Genomic DNA, 15,034 nt, shown 5'->3' with positions numbered 1-15,034 from the left:
AGCCGATCGGCGGGCCCGGACGGCCGGCTGGTTCACGCGCGAACCGGCCCCGTCAGGCGGATATCGCCCGCTTGGCCGGCGTCTCACAGCCGACGGTGTCCCTGATCCTCAGCGGCGGTTCGGCGGCGGTCGGGATCGCCGACGAGACCCGGCGCAAGGTGATGGCCGCCGCCGAGCAACTCGGCTACGTGCCGGACCCGATAGCGAAGCGGCTCGCGGCCGGCCAGAACAACCTGCTCGGCCTGTACACGTTCACCGCGACCTTCCCCACCGAGATGTCGCACGCCTACCACCCGTTCCTGGTCGGCATCGAGCAGGAGTCCGCCGCGCAGGGCTACGACCTGCTGATGTTCATCGCCTCCAGCGTCACCGGCGAGCGGCCACACGCCGAGGTGCTCAACCGGGTCCGGCTGGCCGACGGTTGCCTGTTCATGGGCCGACACCTGCCGATCCGGGAGATGGACCGGCTCCTGGCCACCGACCTGCCGGTGGTCTACCTGGGCCGGCACGACGACTTCGGCGACCGACTGCCGTACGTCGGCGCGGACTACGTGACGGCGACGGCGGAGGTCGTACGTCACCTGGCCGAGCTGGGGCACCACAAGATCCTGTACGTCCGCGAACTCGACGACGCGATCAGCGCGGTCGACCGCGAGGCCGGGTTCCGTCGCGGCATGGCCGAATGCGGACTCCCGGTCGAGCGGGCCGGCGTGGTGCGCACCGACGGTTCGGACCTGACCACCGACCGGTTGCGGGGCTGGTACGAGCAGGGCGTCACCGCGATCGTCACCGAGGCGACCGACACCGACGCCGCGCATCGCGCGGTGCTGGAGGCGGCCTCTGCCGCCGGTTACCGCTTTCCCGAGGACCTGTCGCTGGCGACTCTGGGCGCACCCGAACACGCGGTCCCCGGACCGGCGTTCCTGTCCGGGTTCTCGGTACCCAGACGGGAGATGGGCGCGGCCGCGGTCCGTCTGCTCACCGGCCTGATCGCGGGGGATCCGAGCCTGGCCAGACACCAGTTGATGAGCTGTGAGCCGGTGCCGGGGCAGACGGCGGGGCCGGCGCGCTGAGTTCGGGCTGAGGGGCGGGTCGGCGGGGCCGGCAGATCGGTGGGCCGGCGGGCAGGCGCGTCGTTGGGCCGGTGTGCCGGTGGGTCGGCCTGGGGCGAACGGCCTTGCGGGCATGCCGTTTTACGCCCTGGCGGTCTTGCGTGTTGCCCGGCTTCGCCTCGTTCCGCTCGGTTTTTCCTTCGTCTTCACACCCTCGTTCCCGCGCGATTCCGCAGCGCGTTCCATTCGCACCGTTCACGGAAGGCTTCACCATGTCCGAAATCAGCACCGAGATTCTCATCGTCGGCGGTGGGCTCGGCGGAGTCGCCGCCGCGCTGGCCGCGTGCCGCGCGGGCCGGACGGTCGTACTCACGGAGGAGACCGACTGGATCGGCGGACAGCTCACCGCGCAGGCGGTGCCGCCGGACGAGCATCCCTGGATCGAGAGCTACGGCGCACCCGCGAGCTACCGCGAGTTGCGCACCGCGATCCGCGACCACTACCGCACCTGGTACCCGCTGACCGGCGCGGCTCGGCAGCGTCGCGAGCTCAACCCCGGCGCCGGTTACGTGAGCAAGCTGTGCCACGAACCGCGCGCCGCGCTGGCCGTTTTGCAGGCGCTGCTCGCGCCGCACCTGGCGTCCGGGCGGCTGCGAATACTCCTGGAGCACGTGCCCGCCGAGGTGTTCGCGGACGGCGATCGGGTGCGCGCGGTCACCCTGTGGGGCGTGCGTACCGAGGAGTCGCACACGATCAGCGCGGCGTACGTCCTGGACGCGACCGAGACCGGTGAGTTGCTTCCGCTGGCCAAGGCGGAGTACGTCACCGGCGCCGAGTCCCGGGACGAACACGGCGAGCCGAACGCGCCCGAGCGGTACGAGCCGTTGAACATGCAGGGCATCACCTACTGCTTCGCGGTGTCGTACCACGAGGGCGAGAACCACGTGATCGACAAGCCCGCCGACTACGAGTTCTGGCGCTCGTACCGGCCGGACTTCTGGCCCGGACCACTGCTCGGCTTCCTCGCGCCGGACCCGCGCACGCTCGAACCCGAGGTGCGGACCTTCGACCCGCGCCCGACCGGGGACCCACTCGCGGTGCATGCCGACCAGAGCGCCAACGCCGGTGGCGACGACCTGTGGTTGTTCCGGCGGATCCTGGCCAAGGGCCTGTTCGAGCCCGGCGCGGTCGACTCGGACATCACGCTGGTGAACTGGCCGCTCAACGACTACTGGCTGCGGCCGATCATCGAGGTCGGCGCGGACGAGGCCGCCGCCGCGCACCGGGAGGCCAAGCAGCTGTCCCTGTCGGTGCTGTACTGGCTCCAGACCGAGGCGCCCCGGCCGGACGGAGGCACCGGGTATCCCGGGCTGCGGCTGCGGCACGATGTGGTCGGCACGGCCGACGGACTGGCCAAGTCCGCCTACGTGCGCGAGTCGCGGCGCATCCGCGCGGTCACCACGGTGACCGAACACCACGTCTCGCGGGACATCCTGGGCACGCACGGTATCCACCACTTCCCGGACTCGGTGGGCGTGGGTGCCTACCGGATCGACCTGCATCCCTCGACCGGCGGCGACAACTACATCGACGTGGCCAGCGTGCCGTTCGAGATCCCGCTCGGCGCGCTGCTGCCGATCCGGATGCGCAATCTGCTCCCGGCGGCCAAGAACATCGGCACGACGCACATCTCCAACGGCTGCTACCGGCTGCACCCGGTGGAGTGGAACGTGGGCGAGGTGGTCGGCCGACTCGCCTCCTATTGCCTGGAGCGGGGCGTCGAACCGCACGCGGTACGCGAAGACCCGGCGCTGTTCGCCGAGTTCGCGGCCGAACTGGACGCGATCGGGGTGGAGCGCCACTGGCCGGCGCCGGCCGGGTACTGAACTGCTCGGGCCCGAGGGCCGCTTCGCCGCGCGAGTGTCGGCGGGGCGGCCTTCGGTGGGTGCCGGGTCGGTTGGTCCGAATCGGGTCGGATCGCGTGGTCGGGCCCGGGTCTGATCGATGGGTCGGGCTCGGGACTCATCGATTGGTCGGGCTCGTGACTCATCGAGGTTCAGGGTTGGCGGACGGCATCCGCCGAGACGGCCCAGAAGCGCAGGGACAGCGCGATCAGGGCGAAGAGCAGCAGCCACGTCAGCGACCAGCCGAAGTCCGCGCCGGTACCGGTGGACAGGGCCACGCTCAGTACACCGACGCTGGTGACGGCCATGACGCCGAGCATCGCGAGGAAGCCCGCGCGGATGAACTTGGCGGCCGTGTAACGGAACGGATAGAGCAGCAGTAGCCGGGTGGGGGACAACCGACGTGGTGGATCGACGGTGCCGGGCCCGGCGGCGACCACGAGCGCGCCCGCCTGGTCGAGCCAGCGTTGGGCGACGCGACTCGCGTTGGCCAACTCCTCCTGGTTGCCGGGAAGGCGTTGGCGCGCGTCCCACCACAGGACCGCGAAGTCGACCTGTCGGGTCGCGTCCTCGAACGCCCTTTGCCGACGGCCGGTTTGCGACCGGCTCGCCTGGCGATCCTGCCAGGCGACCGCGAAGACCCCCACGGTTGCGGTCAGTACGGGCACCACCACCGCGACCACGACCGCGGCCACGTCTTCCGCACGCATCGACGCTCCTGTCGTTCGAGCCGGAACAATCAGCATGACAGGGACAATTGCGTGCCGTCGGGAAACCGCTTCGGCGGTCGAACGCGGGTGCGAGGATTGCGCTCGGGTCAGCCGAGATAGCCGAGGGCGCTGACGGCGCCCAGGCCGCCCGCACCCATGAACAGGGGCATCAGGACCTTGACCTCGACCTTGGCGCCCGCGCGGAAGCGCATGGACTTCGGCGGGCCCAGGGGGTACCAGCGTTTGCGGCCGATCGGTATCGGCCACAGGATCGGGCAGCCGGAGATGGTGAGCGCGTCGCCGACGCAGTGGGTGAGGGCGCCGAGGGCGATCGGTAGGCCGATCCACCAGTACTCCTGGCCGGGCTCGGTGAAGAACCAATTCGAGCCGTTGCCGGGTCGGTTCAGGACCTCGACCAGCATCCAGGTGCTGGTGGCGCCGAGGAGCCAGACCAGGATGTCACTGTGCAGCCGGGCCTGGCGCCACAACAAACCCTCGATGGCGAGCACCATGTGCACGAACAGCACGCCCAGGACGCCCCATCGGCCGCCGTACGCGCAGATCGCCGAGGCGCCGGTGCCGACCAGCAGGGCCCAGACCCAGGTGTGGGTGAGGGTGCGGTGGCCACCATCGCGGCGGGGATCGCCCTTCTTGCGGGTGGCCTTGTAGGTGGCGGACGCGAGGGTGTCGACCAGGCCACACAGGATCAGGGATAGCGGCCCGAACGAGCGGGAGACGGTGGCGGCCTTGTGGTCAAGGTCCGGTCCCAGGGCCGCGCCGGCGCAGATCAGGCCGCCGACTACCAGGACGGGCCAGGGCATCGGGCGTCCGTAGGCATCGGCGGCGGCACCCGCGGCCATCCACGCGCATGCTCCGGACAGTGAATGGGCCGGCCCCATCATGCGGTTGTGCTCCTCTGGTGAACCCGGGCGAACCCCGAGCCCGCACAGTGACCGCAGCTTAGCGGTGGCGATCTTGGGCACGGTGAACCCCCTTGGAGAGGGCAGTCATTCGGCGGCCGGCCTCGGGAATCGCTGCATGAGTCGAGTTTCCCGGCGATTGTCAGGCCGGCGCACCCGATTTCCGGGCGGTTCGAACTCCGCGCGTCCGAACGTCCGGCGCGTCCGCTTCGAGTCGGTGGGCTGGGTCGGGTTCGGCTGGGCGCTGCTTCCGCGCGGTCAGGAGGAGGGGGCCGGTAGGTGGCCGAGGTGTTTGCTGACGCGATCGCGCAGGAGTAGGTACTCCTCGCATCGTCGGGGTGGCAGGCCTGGTGGGCGTTGGACGACACGGGCTTCGGTGACGGCCTGGCCTTGCCGGAACTGTTCGTATGTCAGGTCGAGTTCGATGCCGCTGGGCAGGCGGTTCCACCAATGGAAGCCGTATTGGTCCCCGTTGAGGTGGACCTCGCCGAGCAGGAGGTCGCCGCCGAAGATGTCGTGGACGATCAAGGCCGTGATGTCGCAGTGGCCCCAGGCAGGGTTGTCGGGAAGCCAGTCGGCCTGATTGTCGGGGGAGCATGTGTCGGCGGCCCAACTGGCGCGCAGGGCCTTGTCGAGGACGAGCAGGTTCCAAGGGGGCACGTCGCAAGCATCGCAGCCGCCGCCGACAGCGCGGTCACACGATTGCCGCGGGCATGTGGTCCATCTGCTCGATCGCCACATGGAGTCGTCGTCCGCGTACGACGGCTTCCGCGGATGTCGGCCGCCCGCGCGTATGCGTATTCGTACGTGGATGTGTGCGCTTTTGTGTCTGTGTACACGCCGGGTCCGCTTCGGGTCGGAGCTCTTGTCGGTGACCTGTAACGCTCTCGATGCCACCCGCCACAAGAGAGGTGACAGGCAACAACATCGGCGCGGTGCGAGGAGCCCATCTTGGACGGACCGGATGTGCAAGCGGTCAAAGGGATCGCCGGGGACCCGGCGCTCCTGGAGGCGTTCTATCGCAGACATATAGACGCGGTGGGGCGTTTCGTGGCCCGACGGGTGGACGACCCACAGTCGGCCGCCGATCTGACCGTCGAGGTCTTCATCGCCGCGATGGGCTCTGCGGGGGGCTATCGAGGCGGTCCGGGCGGCGAACTGGCATGGCTGTACGGGGTTGCCCGCAACGTGGTCGCGAGCGAGCGTCGTCGCTCGGCGCGTGAGGCCGACGCGTCGCGGCGGATGGCGGGCCGTCGGTGGCTGGACGAGGACGACATCCTGCGGCTGGAGGAGCGACTCGACGCGGCGTCGGCGGCCCGGCACATCTACCGGGCGATCGAGCGGTTGTCCGAGGACGACCGCGCGGTGGTCGAACTGGTCAGCGTCGACGGCATGACGGTCGTCGAGGCCGCCCGGGTGCTGGGCATCGGGCCGGTCGCGGCGCGAGTGCGGTTGCACCGGGCACGGCGACGACTCGCGAGGGAACTGGGCTCGCCGTCGGCGGAGCCCCACCGAGAGACCCGGACCGCACACGTACAGGCGGAGGCGAAGGCATGATCAATTTCGAGGAACGCGCGCTGGAGGAGCTCAAGACGCTCGCCGCCGAGGGAGGTGTGCCGGCGACCGATCCGCCACCGGTGCGCCCCGCGACCTCTCGCCGGCGCAGGCGGGCGGTCTACGGCTTGGCCGCCTCGGCGGTGCTCGCGACCGGGATCGGGGTCGGTGTGCCGATGCTCAGCGGTGGTTCGGCCGAGGCCCAGCCCTTCGAGGTGGTGAAGCGGCCCGACGGCGGGATCCTGTTCAAGGTCGACGAGTTCCGGAACCCCAAGGGCCTTGAACAGCGCTTCCGGGACCTGGGATTGCGGGCGGTCGTCGACTACGTGCCCTACGGCAAGAAGTGCGCCTCCGGCCGCTTCACCGAACGCCCCATCTCCAACGACGACCTGAACGCGATCTATCACTGGCTCCCATCGCCCGAGGGCCGGCTGATGACGGACGCGGAACTGGAGTTCTACAGCCACCGTTGGACCGAGGTACGCCCGGAGCTCGTGCCCCCGGACGCCACATTGGTGCTCACCGCGACTCTCTTCAAGGTCTACGCGAAGGACCTCCCCGACCCGGGCTCTCGCGACGGCCGACGCGCACACAACTCGGACAGCGTCGGAAGCACCACCCTCTACCAGCTCGCCGATGGCCCGGTGGGTCCCTGTGTCCTGGTCGACGACCCGAACCAGACGGGCCCGACCTTCGACGATGGCCCGACCCCGCCACCCGCTTCGGCCGGGTCGGCAACTCCGGTTGGGCCGATGCCCGGCCGATAGTTCGGCCCGCGGTTCGCCCGGCTCGCCTGCGGGGCTGCGTCGGCAGCGCGGCTTCGGGCCCGGCGCGGCTTGGCCAACGCCGTGAGGCGCAGTATCGGCGTGGTGGTCGGGGCCGTGTTCGAGACGTGACCGCTACGCCGGGCCGGTGTGTGGCGTGGTGTCGTGTCCGGGTTCGGGGTGGGCGGAGCCGGTCAGGTTGGTCGCGGTTCGGGTGAGGTGCTTGACCAGTACCGCGGCTGCGGTGTCGGCGTCACGGGCCAGCGCCGCTTCCTCGAGTCGGCGGTGTTCGTCGATGCCGTCCCGGTCGGGGGCGCGGTGGGCCGACCAGCGCCGGGCCAGTTCGCTCGCGATCCACATGCGGTCGAAGGTCTCCAGGAGTACGGGGTTGCCGCAGCCTTCCAGCAGAGTGCGGTGGAAGACCCGATGGGCCTCGGCCCAGGCGTCGCTGTAGTACTTGCTCTCCTCCGGCGTGTAGGGCGGAGTGCGGGCCAGACGGTGGTGGGCGGCTCGCACCCGAGCCTCCCAGTCGAGGTCGCCGCGCTCGACGGACATGCGCAGCACGACCGGCTCGATCGTGCGGCGGGCCTCGGCGATCTCCTGCCAGCGCTGGTCGGAGAAGGCGGGCACGGCGAAGCCGCGGTTGGGCAGCCGGTCGGCGAGGCCGTCGCCGACCACTCGCACGAGCGCCTCGCGTACGACGGCCAGGCTCACACCGTGTTTCTTGGCCAAGTCCTGCGGCTTGAGGGCCTCACCAGGGGCGTAGGCCCCATGCATGATCGCGTCCCGCAGCCGGGCGTAGACCTGCTCGGAAAGCATCTGTTTCCCCGACGAGGTGGAAGGGACGGCCGTCGTCTGTGTCATGGCATCAGCATAGACGATTGGACTAATAATCGATTATCAATGCTATGGTCGATGAAGACGGTCGCTCGTCGGCTTGCCGTGGCCGCCTCCACCAGGACCGGTTCAGGAGCTGCTCTTGGCCGGGTTCCTGGTCGGGGCCCGGCCAGGAGCAGCCGATTAGGCGGCCGCCACAGCCCGTCGCCGCTGCCAAGCAGCGGCGACGGCTGCGCACACGACTGTCGGCAACATCCCGAGACACTTCGAAAGGCACGACACGATGAGCGTCAACGACCCCTTCGCCCGCCTCCCCGAGGCGGCCTCCTTCACCGTCACCAGCACCACCGTCACCGACGGCGCCGCGTGGTCCCCCGAGCAGTTCTCCGGCATCTTCGGCGTTCCCGGCGGCAAGGACGTTTCCCCACACCTGTCCTGGAGCGGCGCTCCGGAAGGCACCAGGAGCTACGCCGTCACCGTCTACGACCCCGACGCCCCGACCGGATCCGGCTTCTGGCACTGGGCGGTCGCCGACATCCCCGCCGCCGTCACCGAACTGCCCGAGGGCGCGGGCGACGACACCGGCTCGGGCCTGCCCGAGGGCGCCTTCCAACTGCCCAACGACGCCCGCGCCGCCCGCTTCATCGGCGCCGCCCCGCCGGCCGGACACGGCCCGCACCGCTACCTCGTCGTGGTGCACGCTCTCGACGTCGAGTCGATCGGCGTCTCCGCCGAAGCGACCCCGGCCGTCCTCGGCTTCACCATGACCGGCCACATCCTCGGCCGCGCGGTCCTGACCGCCACCGCCGAAACCCCCGCCTGACGAGACGAGCGGCATGTCCGGACTCATCAACACCACGGAGACGTATCTCCGCACCATCCTGGAACTGGCCGAGGAAGGCGTGGTCCCCATGCGCGCCCGCATCGCCGAGCGCCTGCACCACAGCGGCCCCACCGTCAGCCAGACCGTGGCCCGCATGGAGCGCAACGGTCTGCTGTACATCGCGGGCGACCGGCGCCTGGAGTTGACGGACGAGGGCCGGCGGATCGCCACGCGGGTGATCCGCAAGCACCGCCTCGCGGAGTGTCTGCTCGTCGACGTGATCGGGCTGGAGTGGGAGGAGGTCCACGCCGAAGCCTCCCGCTGGGAGCACGTGATGAGCGAGGCGGTCGAACGCCGCGTTCTGGAACTGCTGCGGCACCCGACGCAGTCGCCCTATGGCAACCCGATCCCGGGCCTGGAGGAACTCGGCGAGCGGACCACCCCGGATCCGTTCCTTGGCGAGGGCATGGTCAGCCTCGGCGACCTGGAGCCCGGGCCGAACGGCGCGAGCGCGGTCGTACGGCGCATCGGGGAGCCGATCCAGACCGACTCCCGGCTGATGTACACCCTGCGGCACGCCGGGGTACAGCCCGGCGCGGTCGTGAGCGTGACGTCCTCGCCCGGCGGCGTGACGGTCGGCAGCGGTGGGGAAGTCGCCGAACTTCCCACCCGAACCGCCGCGCACGTCTTCGTGGCCAGGCGCTGAGCCCGGCAAGCGGCGTGCGGTCCCGGATCGCCGTGACCGGCGCACTCACGAGGGTGGTTCTCGACCACGATCGTGATCGCGAACCACCCTCGTAGCGGCAACCTGCCAAGTCGCCGGGACCAGTTGAATACGGGCTGCCGTCGCCGACTCCCCGCTCCCGGAGCCGGACCCCCGAACCGAGGCCGGCCGCCAGGCGACGGCAGCCCGAGGATGTGGGGGCTTGGGGCCGGCCAACGGCCTTCGGGCGGGGGCCCGGTGAACGCCGGTGGCGCGGTGTCGCGGTCTCGATGTCGACCCCCCGCCCCGTTTCCCAAAAGCCGGACCCTGCAGCGAGGCCGGCCGCAGGGCGACGGCAGCCCGGAGGATTGGGGAGGTTGTGGCCTTCGGCTCCGGGGTCGCCCGGCGAGCGCCGTTGGCGCGGTGTCGCTGTCGGGGGCGCGTGTGTGGTGCGTTCGGCGTATGCCTTGATCGTCGGGGTTCGGCGTACGCGCCCCGACCGTTGGTCCGACGTACTCGATCCGCGGCGGCGACACGGCGGCCCCGGGGCGGTGGTCGTGCGCCGTGCCGGGCTTGACCTCAAGTGCGGTTGAGGTTGCAGGGTGGGGTGGGTTCTGTCGTCGAGGTCGAGTCGAGGAGTCTCCGTGACCGCTTCACCGCACCATGCGCTGCCCCGGGTTCGCCGGGCCGACGTGGGTACGATCCTGGTCAGCCCCTGGATCGTGCACACGCCGGAGCGCCAACGCGCCGCCGTGGACGCGACGATCGCCGAGTGGGAGGGCGTTCCGTGGCCCGCCGGTTTCCTCACCCTGAACTGCTTCGTGAGCACCGACGGCGAGCGCGTCCTGAACTACGCCCAGTGGACCGGCGACGACGAGCACCGGGCCTTCATGCGCACCACGCGGCCGAAGCTCGTCCGAGGCATCGACGAGGTCGTACCCGGCATCGAACGCCCCGGCGTGATCCGCTATCGCCTGACCGGCAGCGCGATCCACCCTGAATTCCCGGCCACCCCGACCCTGATCGTGATCGACGACATCGAGGCCGACACCGCACCGGCCACCCGCCGCTGGGCCGAACTGATCCTTGCGACGGCGGTACGCGACCACGCCCCGGGCCGGATCGCCACCCACGTGCACATCAACCTCGACGGCACCCGGGGCATGGCCTACACGGAGTGGACCGACGCGGAGTCCTACGCCGCGTCCCGAGCCGCCACCGGTCCGTCCGATCCAGCCGACTCGGTTCTCCCGCAGGTGCGTTCCCTCGACATCCGGGCCTACCACCTGCGCAAGAGCCTGCACCGCCCGACGGCCTGAGCCGGGCAAGGGACCCGCTCCCGGAGTCGCCAAAAAGGGACCTACTCCCAGCCGCTCCCGCGCCCCGTCGTCGCGAATCCGCTCTCATACGCGGCGATCACCGCCTGGGTGCGGTCCCGGACGCCCAGCTTGCCGAGGACACGGGCCACGTGTGTCTTGACCGTCTCCGGCCCCAGCGCGGTCCGTTCGGCGATCTCGGTGTTCGACAGGCCGGCCGTGATCAGCCGCAGCACCTCCTGCTCGCGTGCGGTCAGCCGGTCGATTCGCGTACGCAGTTCCCGGCTCCGTTCCCGGGCCGGTACCCGGCTCAACGCCAAGTCGCGGATCGCGGTCGGGAACAACAACGAATCGCCTCGGGCCACGGTCCGGATCGCGTGCACCATCTCGTCCGCGCGCGCCCGCTTGAGCAGGAAGCCGTGCGCGCCGGCCCGCAGCGCGTCGTAGACGTACTCGTCGTTCTCGAACGTCGTCACCACCAGCACCTTCGGCGACCCCGACGGTTCGCGCAGCAACTGCGCGGTCGCCTCGATCCCGTTCAGGCCCGGCATCCGAACGTCCATCAACACCAGATCCGGCCGCAACTCCCGCGCCCTCGCCACCGCCTCCACGCCCGTGGCGGCCTCCCCGACGACAGCCAGGTCGGGCTCGGCGGCCACGATCGCGTGGAGTCCCGCACGAACCAGGCTCTCGTCATCGGCGATCAACACGCGCACGGGCTCGTTCACGGACGTACCTCCAAGCGGTTGCGACGCACACCCGCTTCCCCGCCACCGACATTCGGCGCGGGCCGGGCGCCGGTGACCATGGCGCGCGGGCCGGCGTGGGCGGGAACTCCGCCGCCGTCGATGGCGATCGGGACGCCTTTGGGCCGGGTCACGACCGCGTCTCCGGGAGTCCGCGGCGCACGGTGGCAACCTCCACGACGACGTGCGCCCGATCGATCACGGTGGGGCCGGGTCGCGACGGTATGGACCGCGCTTCGGTTGTCGGTCGTCGGCGTCGGCTCGGGGCCGCTCACAGGTACGCCTTCGCGGAGACGCGGTCCACGTCCTGTCTTCGTGCGGCCGGCGAGTTGCCCGATGGGGCGGCGCGGGTCCGGCTGCCGCGGTGTGCGGGGCGGCGTGGTTCGGGGGCGGTCGTCGGTGATCAGGCCGCCTGGGGGCGGCTGAGTCGCGGGTGCGTCTCCGGCGGGAGTACGGCTCGACGTCGATGGCGCCATGGCCGACGGCGGAGTGGTCGGGTTCGGTCGCGTCGAGGCCGGAGCGGACCGGGCGCTCGTCGTTACGAAGGCCTTCGGGGAGAGGCGGTTCGCCGGCGGACGGCGGTGGTCGGCACGTGTGTGGGTCTTGGTCACGAGTTGCCTTCCAGGGGGATGCGGGCGGTCAGGTGCCAGTGGCCGTCGTGGGGGCCGGCGGTGAAGGTGCCGCGTAGTACGGCGATTCGCTCGGCGGCGCCGCGCAGGCCGCGTCCGCCGCCGTGTCGGGTGGCCCGGGCCGAACCGAGCGGATTGCTCAGGTCGATGGCCAACTCGCCCTTGGCGACCGCTATGCGGAGTCGGACCGGGACTTCGCCGGCGTGCCGCAATACGTTGCCGAATCCCTCCTGGATGATGCGGTACGCCTCGCGTGAGACCAGGCGCGGCAGGCCCTCCAAGCCTCCCGCCGGTTCGAGGTCGAGGTCTACGTCGGCGCCGGCCGCGCGGGTGCGGGCGATCAGGTCGGCCAGGTTGGTGAGTGACGGCACGGGCGCGGCGGACGGGTCCGACTCCTCGCGCAACAGGCCGAGTACATGGTCGAGTTCGGCCACCGCCTCGCGTGCGGTGTCCTCGATCGCGGCCAACGCCCGGGCGGCGAAGGCCGGATCGCGCTCCAGTAGCCGGCCGGCCGCAGCGGCCTGGATGCCGACGGCGCTCAGTGCGTGGCCGACGGAGTCGTGCAGGTCGCGGGCGATTCGGGCGCGTTCGGCGAGGCGCTCGGCGCGTTGCTCGGCGAGGGCGAGGCGGTCGGCGGGGGTCGGGCCGAGCAGGGTGGGGGCGAGGCGGGCCAGCCAGGCGCCGGCGGCGGCGGATACGAGCAAGGGGAGGACGAGGAGGGCCAGGCCGACCGGCACCCACGCGATCGGCAGCGCGTGCGCCGGTTCGGCCCAGGGGAAGACGTCGGCGACGGCCGGGGCCAGGGGCAGTACGAGCAACACCACGCCCCCGGGCGGTGCGGCGAGCGAGGTGCCCGCGACGACACCGCCCAGAAGTGCGTGCAGCGTGAACCACGCGGACGCCCGGCGCCGCGCCGCCGCACTGGTCGCCGGGACACTCAGCACCTCACCCTCCGGCGCGCACAACACCCGCGCGGCGTTGCCCTCCAGGGTGCGTACCAGCGGAACCAGCCCGGCCGCCGCCACGAACGGCAGCGCCAGGGCCGGCGCGAGGAACTGCGACGTGAGCGCCTCCGCCGGTGTGCCGCGCAACAGCCCGGTGGCCGCGAGCACGGTGAGCGCGGCGAAATGGAAGGGCATCAACAGGGCGCCCCCCAACACGAGATGCACCCACCGCAACCGTGCCCGCCGCCCGACCAGCCCCCGCACGACCCGAACCGTCATCCGCCGACCCACCCACCCGACCACGCCCCGCACCCCGGCCCCCGGCCCCTGCCACGCCCACCCCGCCCCGCTCCGCCATCGCCGCCCGAAGCGCCGGCGGTACGTCCACCCCATCCACACACGGCCAACGTGCGGTCACGAACCGCCCCGACACCGCCACACTCAACGCCCCCGGCACACCTGAGCCGAGTCGGCTCAGGTGTGTCGTCGTGGACCGGCCCGGCTTTGGCGCGCGCGGTGGCGCCTGGTGCGCGGTCGGCGCCGAGGGCGGCGATGGTGCGCTCGCCGTGCCCGGCATGGTCGGTCACGGGCGGTGTGTGGCCCCGGCTCGGGTGGATGTCGACGCGCTGGGTGTCCTCGGCGTTCCCGGGCGGGAGCCGGGCCGGTTGGGGCGTTTCGGTGTCGGTGTCGTTGTGGGCCGGCCCGGGGCCACCGCGCGCGGTGGTGTTCGGCGCGGGGTTGGTGTTGCGGGTGGTGGGTGGGGCGGCGTGGATGCGACAGGTGGTCACGGGTGGGTCTTCGTCGAGTGCGCGTGGGGCTCGCCGTTGGTGCTCGGGGTGTCGGGGGTGGGGTTCGGGTGCGCCGGGTGCGTGATGTGGCGTGTGCGGCCGGCGTACTCGGTCAGGAAGAACCAGCCGATGGTCAGAGCCAGGACGCCGGTGATCATTTCGGCAGTGTAGACAAAGCGCAGGAGCGTGGAGGTGCGCTCCGCCAGGGTGCTGCCGGGTGCGGCTCCGGCGCTGATCAAGCCCATCCAGCCGCCCCATCCGAAGGCGCTGCCCGCCCCGAACCAGGCCATTGCCAGGGGACCCCGGACGCGCGCGCCGCCGAGCCGGTGAACGAGCAGGATCAGGCCCGTCGCGCCGACCAGGGCGAGCCCGCCCTGTACGCCGTCCATCCAGCGCCCGGTCGCGTTTCGGTCGGCGATCCACCGGCCGGTCATGCCGACGTGGGCGCCCGATGCCCATGCCATCCGGAGTACTCCCGCGAAGCCGAGGAGGAGCGCGGCGACCGTACCGAGGAACCGCTGTGCGTCACCGGTGCCGGCCGGATCCGGCAGGGCCCGAACGCGGACCCGCAAGAGCGCGCCCCAGCGTTCGTGGGCATACAGCCCGAAGGCCACCGACAACACCGCGCCTTCGACGATGAAGCCGCCGTAGACGACCGCGTACACCCACGGCCGCAGGAAGTCGTCGCCCGCGAACGGGTTGCCGGCGTCGCCGACCGCGGCACCGATCAGGCTGAGCGGTACGGCCGCCATGATCACCACGAGCAGCCCCGACGCCACCCACAACGGCAACACGATCAACCAGGCGCGGACCCGGAACTCGCGCGTCCGAGTGAGGGCGTACGCGATCAGCGCCGCGATCGCGTCCATCGCGAACGTGAGCGCGTTCGCGGCAACCCACTGCGCGCGATTCAGCTCGTCGGGATGCACCACGCCCACATCGATCCCGACCACCCAGAGCAACTTCAACAACAAGTACGGCGAACACGCGAGCACCGCGAACCAGGCGAGCCGCCGCCGAAGCACTCCCCGGGCTTCGGCGCCGGCCGGACGCGGACCGACGGGGTCGGTGCCGCGCGGGACGTCGAGGGTGGGGTAAACCCCGGGGGCCGCGACCGGGCGGGGTCCGCCGCGGGGGCCCGCCTCCGCGGGATGCCTGGCATCGGTGTCCGCGCATGTCGGATCGGGTGTCGTCGGGTGCGGATCGCCGGTGTGGGTCGGCTCCGTGGTCTCCATGCGGACCAGCCTTGTGCCGACCCACACCCGAGCGCGTCGCCACACATGCCGATCCCGATCCCCCGGATGGGGGACGCCCCTCGTCGGCATCCCCACCGACCCCGGAACG

The 15,034-nt window shown here is 71.4% G+C and carries 14 protein-coding genes; 7 read left to right on the top strand and 7 right to left on the bottom strand.

Annotated elements, in window-relative coordinates:
• Window positions 1-62: 62 nt before the first annotated feature.
• Window positions 63-1,073, top strand: coding sequence for a LacI family DNA-binding transcriptional regulator (locus OG948_RS09530; RefSeq protein WP_406300214.1), 1,011 nt, complete (start codon window positions 63-65; stop codon window positions 1,071-1,073).
• Window positions 1,074-1,324: 251 nt separating this feature from the next.
• The gene (locus tag OG948_RS09525; protein WP_406295437.1) at window positions 1,325-2,938 is read left to right on the top strand and encodes an FAD-dependent oxidoreductase; all 1,614 of its coding nucleotides are present in this window, start codon (window positions 1,325-1,327) and stop codon (window positions 2,936-2,938) included.
• 170 nt (window positions 2,939-3,108) lie between these two features.
• On the opposite strand, the gene OG948_RS09520 is transcribed toward OG948_RS09525, so the two are convergent.
• The 3 genes from OG948_RS09520 to OG948_RS09510 form a co-directional block, all read right to left on the bottom strand.
• Window positions 3,109-3,666: a hypothetical protein gene (locus OG948_RS09520; RefSeq protein WP_406295435.1), complete on the bottom strand. Its 558-nt coding sequence runs from the start codon at window positions 3,664-3,666 to the stop codon at window positions 3,109-3,111.
• 107 nt (window positions 3,667-3,773) lie between these two features.
• Window positions 3,774-4,568 (bottom strand): metal-dependent hydrolase, encoded by a 795-nt coding sequence (locus OG948_RS09515; protein ID WP_406295434.1) that lies wholly within the window; start codon window positions 4,566-4,568, stop codon window positions 3,774-3,776.
• Window positions 4,569-4,844: 276 nt separating this feature from the next.
• Window positions 4,845-5,246, bottom strand: a complete 402-nt coding sequence (locus OG948_RS09510; protein WP_406295433.1) for a hypothetical protein — start codon at window positions 5,244-5,246, stop codon at window positions 4,845-4,847.
• 291 nt (window positions 5,247-5,537) lie between these two features.
• Between OG948_RS09510 and OG948_RS09505 the strand changes: the two genes are divergently transcribed.
• Both OG948_RS09505 and OG948_RS09500 read left to right on the top strand, forming a co-directional pair.
• Window positions 5,538-6,143, top strand: a complete 606-nt coding sequence (locus tag OG948_RS09505; RefSeq protein WP_406295432.1) for an RNA polymerase sigma factor — start codon at window positions 5,538-5,540, stop codon at window positions 6,141-6,143.
• Window positions 6,140-6,907 (top strand): hypothetical protein, encoded by a 768-nt coding sequence (locus tag OG948_RS09500; RefSeq protein WP_406295430.1) that lies wholly within the window; start codon window positions 6,140-6,142, stop codon window positions 6,905-6,907. The genes OG948_RS09505 and OG948_RS09500 overlap by 4 nt, the downstream gene beginning before the upstream one ends.
• A gap of 132 nt (window positions 6,908-7,039) precedes the next feature.
• On the opposite strand, the gene OG948_RS09495 is transcribed toward OG948_RS09500, so the two are convergent.
• Window positions 7,040-7,768, bottom strand: a complete 729-nt coding sequence (locus OG948_RS09495) for a GntR family transcriptional regulator (protein WP_406295429.1) — start codon at window positions 7,766-7,768, stop codon at window positions 7,040-7,042.
• 256 nt (window positions 7,769-8,024) lie between these two features.
• Between OG948_RS09495 and OG948_RS09490 the strand changes: the two genes are divergently transcribed.
• The 3 genes from OG948_RS09490 (at window position 8,025) to OG948_RS09480 (ending at window position 10,586) form a co-directional block, all read left to right on the top strand.
• Window positions 8,025-8,564 carry a YbhB/YbcL family Raf kinase inhibitor-like protein gene (locus OG948_RS09490; protein WP_406295428.1) on the top strand — a complete coding sequence of 180 codons (540 nt, stop codon included), beginning with the start codon at window positions 8,025-8,027 and terminating at the stop codon, window positions 8,562-8,564.
• 13 nt (window positions 8,565-8,577) lie between these two features.
• On the top strand, window positions 8,578-9,270 hold the full coding sequence (locus tag OG948_RS09485) for a metal-dependent transcriptional regulator (protein ID WP_406295426.1): 693 nt from the start codon (window positions 8,578-8,580) through the stop codon (window positions 9,268-9,270).
• Between the two features lie 641 nt (window positions 9,271-9,911).
• A complete protein-coding gene (locus OG948_RS09480; RefSeq protein ID WP_406295424.1) occupies window positions 9,912-10,586 on the top strand; it encodes an antibiotic biosynthesis monooxygenase in 675 nt (224 codons plus the stop codon).
• Between the two features lie 41 nt (window positions 10,587-10,627).
• Here the strand turns inward: OG948_RS09480 and OG948_RS09475 are convergent, their stop codons facing one another.
• The 3 genes from OG948_RS09475 to OG948_RS09465 all read right to left on the bottom strand — a co-directional run bounded on the left by OG948_RS09475 (window position 10,628) and on the right by OG948_RS09465 (window position 14,925).
• Window positions 10,628-11,311: a response regulator gene (locus tag OG948_RS09475; RefSeq protein ID WP_406295423.1), complete on the bottom strand. Its 684-nt coding sequence runs from the start codon at window positions 11,309-11,311 to the stop codon at window positions 10,628-10,630.
• Window positions 11,312-11,936: 625 nt separating this feature from the next.
• Window positions 11,937-13,127: a sensor histidine kinase gene (locus OG948_RS09470; protein WP_406295422.1), complete on the bottom strand. Its 1,191-nt coding sequence runs from the start codon at window positions 13,125-13,127 to the stop codon at window positions 11,937-11,939.
• A 559-nt stretch (window positions 13,128-13,686) separates the two neighbouring features.
• Entirely contained in the window at window positions 13,687-14,925 is a 1,239-nt protein-coding gene (locus OG948_RS09465; protein ID WP_406295420.1) for a hypothetical protein, read from the bottom strand.
• Window positions 14,926-15,034 lie beyond the last annotated feature (109 nt).

The sequence above is a fragment of the Embleya sp. NBC_00888 genome (genome assembly GCF_045207655.1).
In the GTDB taxonomy this organism is placed as follows: domain Bacteria; phylum Actinomycetota; class Actinomycetes; order Streptomycetales; family Streptomycetaceae; genus Embleya.
Note: the sequence above shows the minus strand (reverse complement) of the source record. Positions and strands in the feature narration are given on the sequence as shown.

Excerpts from the sequence above, each read along its gene's own strand:
- OG948_RS09515 (WP_406295434.1), bottom strand. The coding sequence starts at position 4,568 with ATGATGGGGCCGGCCCATTCACTGTCCGGAGCATGCGCGTGGATGGCC.
- OG948_RS09520 (WP_406295435.1), bottom strand. The coding sequence starts at position 3,666 with ATGCGTGCGGAAGACGTGGCCGCGGTCGTGGTCGCGGTGGTGGTGCCC.
- OG948_RS09500 (WP_406295430.1), top strand. The coding sequence starts at position 6,140 with ATGATCAATTTCGAGGAACGCGCGCTGGAGGAGCTCAAGACGCTCGCC.
- OG948_RS09490 (WP_406295428.1), top strand. The coding sequence starts at position 8,025 with ATGAGCGTCAACGACCCCTTCGCCCGCCTCCCCGAGGCGGCCTCCTTC.
- OG948_RS09495 (WP_406295429.1), bottom strand. The coding sequence starts at position 7,768 with ATGACACAGACGACGGCCGTCCCTTCCACCTCGTCGGGGAAACAGATG.
- OG948_RS09525 (WP_406295437.1), top strand. The coding sequence starts at position 1,325 with ATGTCCGAAATCAGCACCGAGATTCTCATCGTCGGCGGTGGGCTCGGC.
- OG948_RS09485 (WP_406295426.1), top strand. The coding sequence starts at position 8,578 with ATGTCCGGACTCATCAACACCACGGAGACGTATCTCCGCACCATCCTG.
- OG948_RS09465 (WP_406295420.1), bottom strand. The coding sequence starts at position 14,925 with ATGGAGACCACGGAGCCGACCCACACCGGCGATCCGCACCCGACGACA.